Annotated in this window: 6 protein-coding genes and 1 pseudogene; all 7 read right to left on the bottom strand. The window is 63.8% G+C overall.

Annotated features, from left to right (window positions below; all coding sequences use genetic code 11):
- Window positions 1–544 (bottom strand): annotated as a pseudogene (locus tag X726_RS0136695) (hypothetical protein); the annotation flags it as partial.
- A 10-nt stretch (window positions 545–554) separates the two neighbouring features.
- The gene (locus X726_RS139090; RefSeq protein ID WP_023673489.1) at window positions 555–1325 is read right to left on the bottom strand and encodes an exodeoxyribonuclease III; all 771 of its coding nucleotides are present in this window, start codon (window positions 1323–1325) and stop codon (window positions 555–557) included.
- Between the two features lie 7 nt (window positions 1326–1332).
- Entirely contained in the window at window positions 1333–1980 is a 648-nt protein-coding gene (locus X726_RS139095; protein WP_023673488.1) for an alpha/beta family hydrolase, read from the bottom strand.
- Window positions 1970–2332: a hypothetical protein gene (locus X726_RS139100; RefSeq protein WP_155923794.1), complete on the bottom strand. Its 363-nt coding sequence runs from the start codon at window positions 2330–2332 to the stop codon at window positions 1970–1972. The genes X726_RS139095 and X726_RS139100 overlap by 11 nt, the downstream gene beginning before the upstream one ends.
- 7 nt (window positions 2333–2339) lie before the next feature.
- Window positions 2340–3422 (bottom strand): tetratricopeptide repeat protein, encoded by a 1083-nt coding sequence (locus tag X726_RS139105; protein WP_031215557.1) that lies wholly within the window; start codon window positions 3420–3422, stop codon window positions 2340–2342.
- A 45-nt stretch (window positions 3423–3467) separates the two neighbouring features.
- Entirely contained in the window at window positions 3468–4373 is a 906-nt protein-coding gene (locus X726_RS139110) for a Ku protein (protein ID WP_023673485.1), read from the bottom strand.
- Between the two features lie 273 nt (window positions 4374–4646).
- Complete coding sequence (gene ligD, locus X726_RS139115; protein WP_023673484.1) at window positions 4647–7133, bottom strand: DNA ligase D; 2487 nt, start codon at window positions 7131–7133, stop codon at window positions 4647–4649.
- Window positions 7134–7241 lie beyond the last annotated feature (108 nt).

The following is a 7241-nucleotide window of genomic DNA, read 5'->3' as shown; positions in this document are numbered from 1 at the left end:
GGACACCGTCGATGCCCTGGTTCTTCGGCTCGGCTTTGGGTTCGTTCGGGGCGGCCACCTCAGCGCCCGGGCCGGCGTCACGCGCCCAAGGGAAGTGGTCGGCCAGCAGCGCCAACACGGCGAGCACCGGCAACATGAGGAAGGCGCGCCGCAGACCGGGGCGGCCCTTTGGGTCGATCTCGGCGTCGCGGCCAAAAAGCGGCGTTCCAGCAGGCTGGCTTCGCCGACCCGGCAGCAGTCCGGCCCAGAACAACAGGGCGCCAAGCAGGCAAAGCCCGCCGACGGTCAGGAACACCACGGGCTGCAGCGTGGCTGGGCCGTGCAGCATGTGGTCGATCCCGCTCCAGCTGAAATCTCTGTCGCCGAGCAGCAGATACGCCCGCACCAGACAAGCCAAAGCGGCCGCCAGCAGCGGAAGCGCAAACAGCCTTTCGGCCAACCTGTCCATCGGACTCCCCCTCCGGTGCCGCACCTTGCTCATCATGCGGCCGCCGCAGCGAAACAAATAGCGCAAAACTGCGCCCACGAAAGTGGGCGCGATCACGCAGCCAAATTCACTTCAATTCGACCCATACCGGCGCGTGGTCGCTGGCGCCGTCCTCACCTCTGACATCGCGGTCGATGCCGGCAGCGGTGAGGCGGCGCGCCAGTTTCTTCGACAGCAAGATGTGGTCGAGCCGCAGCCCGGCATCGCGCAGCCAGCGGTTGCGGCGATAATCCCAGAATGTGTAGAGCGTTTCCTTCGGATGCTTCTTGCGGAGCGCATCGGTCCAGCCCTGCTCGAGCAGACGCTGGAACGACGCCCGGCTTTCCGGCTGCACCAGCGCGTTGTCGTCATAGGAGCGGGTGGCGTAGATGTCGCGCGGCTCGGGCACGATATTGTAGTCGCCGACCAGCGCCACCGGCAGGCCAGTGTCGAAGAGTTCTGCGGCATGCGCCTCCAGCCTTTCATGCCAGGCCAGCTTGTACTGGAATTTCGGCCCCGGCTGCGGGTTGCCGTTGGGCGCGTAGACACAGGCGATGACGATGCCGTTCACGGCCGCCTCGATGTAGCGGCTCTGCTTGTCGGCGGTATCGCCGGGCAGGACGTCACGGGTCAGCACCGGCTCGGCTCCTCGCGCCAGTATGGCTACGCCGTTCCAGGTCGGCTCGCCCTTCCACACCGCGCCATAGCCGGCGTCGGCCAGTGCCGTGCGCGGAAACTGCAGGTCGCGCGCCTTCAGCTCCTGCAGGCAGACGACATCGGGCTTGGCTGCCGCCAGCCACGCCAGCAGGTTTTGCAGCCGGCTGTTGACGTTGTTGATATTGAAGGTGGCGATTTTCATTTGGCGATCAGGAAACGATCCGCCCTGTCCACGCCTTCACCGTCCCGGCCAGCGTCTTCAAATGATCGGCGGTCGAAAACCCCGACACGCTCTTGCGCGGCTTCAGGTCGTGGTCGCCATCCTCCAGCCAGATCACCTCGATGGCTTTGGAAAGGCCGTAGGTCGCGACCTCTTCTTTCGTGCCGAACGCGTCGCGGGTGCCCTGGAAGATCAGCGTCGGCGTCTTGAGGTCGGCGAGATGTTTTGTCCTGAGTTGCTCGGGCTTGGCCGGCGGATGAAAGGGATAGCCGAGGCAGACGAGGCCCGAAATCTCGCCCTTGGCGAACATCTCGTCGGCGACCATCGAGGCGACGCGCCCGCCCATCGACTTGCCGCCGATGATGAGCGGACCAGCGACGCCCCTCGCCCTCAGATCGGCGATGGCCTTGATGTATTCCGGGTTGACCGTCTCGGCGCGCGGCGGCGGCTTGCGCTGGCCATAGCGTCGCGCCGCCATATAGTGGAATTCGAAGCGCGCAACCTGGAAGCCGGCTGTGGCGAGCGCCTTGGCGGTGTCGGTCATCGAGGGGGAATCCATCGACGCGCCGGCGCCGTGGGCCAACACGATGGTGACCGGGGCTGTGTCAAAGCCGTCGAAGAGGAAGCTAGTGGGCATCAGGCTGCGGGACCCCGATATAGTGGTAGGTGGTTTTGGAACCGTGAACTTCCTTACGCCACTGCTCCGGATGCAGGGTAACATGGGTGAAAATGGCTGCAAAAAACCCCACGAGCACGATGAAGAATGGCCGGCCGAAGCAAACGCGCTGCTTGTTCGACATACGGTCCTCGGGGCGCTGGGGAAATGGCCAAGTTCTGCGGTTGTAATATGTGGCCCAATTGATTTTGCTGTCTTCGAAAAAATTCCAGCCATTGCTCCAGTAGAAGAGCAGCTCGCGGGCCTCCTGCACCGCCAAAACGATGAAGCACGCGGTTAATCCCATACTCGAAATCTGAACAAGATTATCCACGGCAGCCTCACCCCGCCGTCCGCGCCAGCTGCAGATCGACGAACTGTATCCCCTTTTGCGCAGTGCGCGCCCATTCGCTGTCAGCATCGAGTTCGAGATAGCGCACCCAGTGGCGGCGGGCTTCGGTCAGATTGCCGGCGTCGAACTCCAGCCGGGCAAGGTTGAACACCGGATCGGCGTAGCTCTTGTCGAGCGCGATGGCCTTGACCAGATGCCGGCGCGCCGAGGCGATCTTGCCTTCGTCGCTCATCAGCCCGGCGAGGTTGAACCAGGCCTCGACGAACGCCGGATCGAGCTTGATCGCTCTTGCATAGTCATGCGCCGCGTCGGCCACGCGACCGGCGCCACGCAAGCAATTGGCGCGGTTGAACGCGGCGATGGCGTCGCTCGGATCGATGCTGAGGCAGCGTTGGTAGAGCGCCGCGGCATCGTCGTGCCGGCCCTCCTCTTCCGCGCTTTCAGCCTCGGCGAACAATTCTTCCAGCGTGTCGTCGCCGGCTGCGCTTGCGCTGCCGAGATCGAACAGCAGCTGGCCGTCGAGTTCGCTCTGGCCATCCTCGAGATAGATCTGATCGGGCCAGCCATGCTGCGAGCCGACATTGAGCGATTTGGCGGTGAGCGAAGCGACCGGACCGGAGCGATGCACGGAGCGCGCGATCGCGCCCCAGGATGCACCGCCGGCGACCAGCCCGGCATATTTGCGGGCAAGGATCAGATCGCGGAACGAGTAGGGTTCACAATCGTGCTCGAAGGCGTCGAACAGGCTGAGCAGGTCGAGGTCGGCACCGGACAGTCTGGACTGGTCGACGAGAGACTGCCTGGACAGCGAAGACGCCTCCGGCGCCTTCATCAGACCAAGCAGGCGCAGGAAGCCATTTTCGCTAAGGAGTGTTCGGCCAGCGGAGCCCTCGGCTGCAACCCGGCGCTCGATCTCGGCATCGCCGCCCTTCGCCGTGCCGGCCTTGGCGATCAGCGTTCGGCCGAACACAACATGGCTGGTGCGCCTGGTGACGCCGCGCCGCAACTGGCCGTGCTGACGCTCCACCTCACGGGCCGCGAGCCGCAGCGGAAATGCCGCCAGCGCGCCGATGGCGCCGAANGAAGACGGCGCCCGGGATTATACCGGTCGGCGCCGTCACCCCTTGCTCTTGCCGACGGCCTTGAGCAGATTGGCCTTCAACGGGTTTTCCTTGGCCGCACCCGCCTTACCCTTGGCGGCAGGTTTTTCAGCGTCGTCGGCCTTGCTCTTCGACTTGGCCGGCGGCTTGGCTGATTGCGACAGGCTCGCCTTCAACGCGTCCATGAGGTTGATGACATTGCCACGCTCGGGCGCCGCCGCAATGATCGGCTTATGGCCCTTCAGTTTCTCGCGGATCATCGTCATCAGCGCGATCTCGTAGCGGTCCTCATAATTCTTCGGATCGAAGGTGGTTTCCTTCTGCTTGATCAGCGCTTCGGCCAATTGCAGCATTTCGGGATCCGGCTTGCCAGCCGGGATGTTGCCGAAATATTCAGCCGTGCCGCGCACTTCGTTCGGGTTCCTCAACGTACACACGAACATGCCGTTCTCGCGCGCGCCAATCGTCACCACGCGCTCGCGGCTGGACAGGACAAGGCGGGCAATGGCCAGCTTGCCGGATTTGCGCATTGCCTCGCGCAGCACGGCGAAGGTTTCCTCCGCCATGGCGCCATCCGGCGCCATGTAGTACGGCGAATCCTGATAAATGACGTCGACCTCGTCTTCGTCGACGAAGGCCTCGATGTTCATCGTGTGATTGGATTCGATGCGCACTGCTTCGAGGTCGGCCTCATCGATGATGATGTACTGCTTGTCCTCGTATTCGTAACCCTTGACCAAGTCCGCGCGCTCGACGAGGCCGAGTTCAGGGTCGACCGGCTTCATGTTGATGCGGTTGTGGGTCTTCTTGTGCAATTGGTTGAACGATATGCGCTCGCTGGTCGTCGTTGCCGGATAGAGCCGGACCGGACAGCTGACGAGGCTGAGCTTGAGGTAACCTTTCCAACTTGCCCTGGGCGCCATGATACTCTCCTACGCGGCCACGCACTGACATTTCAGACTGAGCATGATCTTATCCGAAAACCGGTTCCCACTTTTCGGGATCATGCTTACTGCAGCGCTTCGTCCAAAGGACGAATGGTGCTGCGGAAATCCTACACCGACCGGGCACGATACAGGCAAATCCCTAGCGAAATCTTCCAGTCGCCCTGAAGGTCCAAGGCCGAGAATAATTCAAATTGTCCGAAGCGTCGATGGACTTGGGTTCCTCGCCCCCATGAAATGGGGAGAAAAACCTTATTTGAAGGCCGGCAAATCCCTCGCGAAATCCTCCATGTCCGCCCAGGGGTCGCCCGAGGTCGCCAACAACCCCGGCAGCGAGGAATAGTTCAGATCCTGCGGCGCATCGATCGTCTCAAGGTCGCTCCAGCTCACCGGCGTCGACGCCGGCAGGTTGGTGCGGGCGCGCAGCGAATAAGGCGCCGCGGAGGTGTGGCCGCGCGCGTTGCGGTGATAGTCGATGAAGATGCGGCGCTTGCGGTTTTCCTTGCCCATTGTGGTGGTGAAAGTGTCGGGCGCGGTGGCCGCCAGGTGCGTGGAGATGGCGCTGGTCGCCTGGTGCAGCTTCTTCCAGTTCTGCTTTTGCGTCACCGGCACGGTTATGTGGATGCCGCTGCCGCCGGATGTCTTGGCGAACGGCACCAGGCCGAACCGCTCCAATTCGCCCTTGATGTGGACGGCGGCCTCGACCACCTCGCGCCAGGCGATGCCCTCACCCGGATCGAGATCGAAAACGATCTGGTCGGGCTTGTCGAGGCTCAAGCGATGCGTGCCCCAGGTGTGGAACTCAACGACGCCGAACTGCGCGAGTGCCAGATAGCCTTTTGCTCCCTCGACCGACAGATAGGATTTGGTTTCACCTTCGGAGTTGGTGGCGTCAAAAGTGACCACCGACGGCGGCATGCCGGTGAAGGCGTGGCGCTGGAAGAAACAGTCCTTCGGCAGGCCCGTCGGGCAGCGCACCAGCGACACCGGGCGGCCCATAATGTGCGGCAGCATGAAATCGCCGACCAGCGCGTAATAGACGGCGATGTCGAGTTTGGTCGGTCCGGTCTTGCCGAACAGCCGCCGCTCCGGATTGGTCACCCAGATGGTTGCGAGATCAGCTTCGGCGATCAGCCGCTTGCGCTTCGGCGACACCGGCGTCGACAGGCCGACATCGCGCAAGCCCCGAAACACACCGTGGCGCAGCGAATTGTCCGCCGTTCGGTTGGCGTAGTGGATGCGGGCCGACAGCATCGGCCGCACCCATTTCATCTCGCGCATGATCTCGCGCGGCACACCCTCGGGTGCTGTCGCGCCGTCGCGCAGCGGCTGCAGCCGGGCCAGCAAGTCGCCCGCCGTAGCGGCATCGAAGCCGGTGCCAACCTTGCCGCGATAGTGCAGTTCGCCATCCGCGAATTCAGCCATGCCGAGTGCCGCCAGTCCTTCGGCCGCGTCGGAAACGGTGTAGCCGGCGATGATGAAATCGCCGGTCTCCAGCGCCTTGACCTTGGTCCAGCTCTTCGTGCGGCCGCTCTGGTAGATGGCGTTGGCGCGCTTGGAGACGACGCCTTCCAGCCCAAGGATCGAGGCCTGATCGTACAGCCCCTGTCCGTCGCCTTCGACATGGTCGCTCAGCTGGATGGCGGAGTTGGCGCCCTGTCCGGCTAGCAGTTCGGCGAGCAGGGCCTTGCGCTTTGCGAGCGGCGCCTTGCGGAGGTCCCAGCCGTCGAGATGCAGCAGGTCGAAGGCATAGAAATGGAGCTTGCTGCCCGCACCCGCCGACAGCGCATCCTGGAGCAGCGCGAAACGCGAGATGCCCTTCTCGTCCAGCACCATGATCTCGCCGTCGATGATCGCCTGGCTGAGGGGCAGCCGGGCGAATGCCTGCGGCAGGTCGCCGTAACGCTTCGTCCAGTCGATGCCGCCGCGGGTGATCAGCCTGACCTCGCCATCGGCGATATGCGCCATGGTGCGGTAGCCGTCGAATTTTATTTCGTGCAGCCAGAGTTCACCTGTGTCTTCCACTGGCCCACCCGGTGGCTTCGGCACCTGCGTGGCGAGCTGCGGCTCGATGCGCGACGGCGGATCGCCCCTGGCCGCACCGGGCAGCGCGCCGGGTTTCAGCGCGCCGGGCTTGGGCGGCAGGCGGGCCGGCTTCTTCGGCGGCGCCACCAGCTCCTCGATCCGCTTGCCGGACTTCACGCTTTCCGGCCGCGCTTCCAGGATGTCGAGGCCGGTATCGGCGGCGAGATCGCGCTCCTTGAACAGCAGCCAGTTTTTCTTCTCGCTGTCTTCGCTGGGCTTGGGCTTCAGACGGGTCAGCATCCAGCCGCCATTCAACTTGTCGCCGGCCAGCCGGAACTTGAAGGCGCCGGTGCGCAGGCTCTTGTCGACATCGTCCATCGGCGCCCAGGTGCCGGTGTCCCAGACGATCATCGGCCCGCCGCCATATTCGCCTTCGGGAATGACGCCCTCGAAGTCGATATATTCGAGCGGATGGTCCTCGGTCTCGACTGCAAGCCGCTTGTCGGCCGGGTTGAGCGAGGGCCCGCGCGGCACCGCCCAGCTTTTCAGCACGCCGCCGACCTGCAGGCGCAAATCGTAATGGTCGGCGGTGGCGTGATGCTTGTGGACGACGAAGCGGTTGCCGTCGCCTGAAATGAGCCCGCCCGCCGGTTCCGGCGTCTTCGTAAATTCGCGCTTGGCGCGGTAGGCCTTGAGTTTTGGCGGGGTTGGCATGGGTCAGGCGGGAGCGGCGGCGGCGGACGAACCTTCCCTGCGCCGCGTTCCTGCACAGTGCTGTCCCGCCAACATTTCAGATTTCCCAGCGTGGTGCGAAGAATGTGG

It is taken from the genome of Mesorhizobium sp. LSJC285A00 (assembly GCF_000503155.1).
In the GTDB taxonomy this organism is placed as follows: domain Bacteria; phylum Pseudomonadota; class Alphaproteobacteria; order Rhizobiales; family Rhizobiaceae; genus Mesorhizobium.
This window is presented reverse-complemented; position numbering and strand designations above follow the sequence as displayed.

Excerpts from the sequence above, each read along its gene's own strand:
- X726_RS139090 (WP_023673489.1), bottom strand. The coding sequence starts at position 1,325 with ATGAAAATCGCCACCTTCAATATCAACAACGTCAACAGCCGGCTGCAA.
- X726_RS139095 (WP_023673488.1), bottom strand. The coding sequence starts at position 1,980 with ATGCCCACTAGCTTCCTCTTCGACGGCTTTGACACAGCCCCGGTCACC.
- X726_RS139110 (WP_023673485.1), bottom strand. The coding sequence starts at position 4,373 with ATGGCGCCCAGGGCAAGTTGGAAAGGTTACCTCAAGCTCAGCCTCGTC.
- ligD (WP_023673484.1), bottom strand. The coding sequence starts at position 7,133 with ATGCCAACCCCGCCAAAACTCAAGGCCTACCGCGCCAAGCGCGAATTT.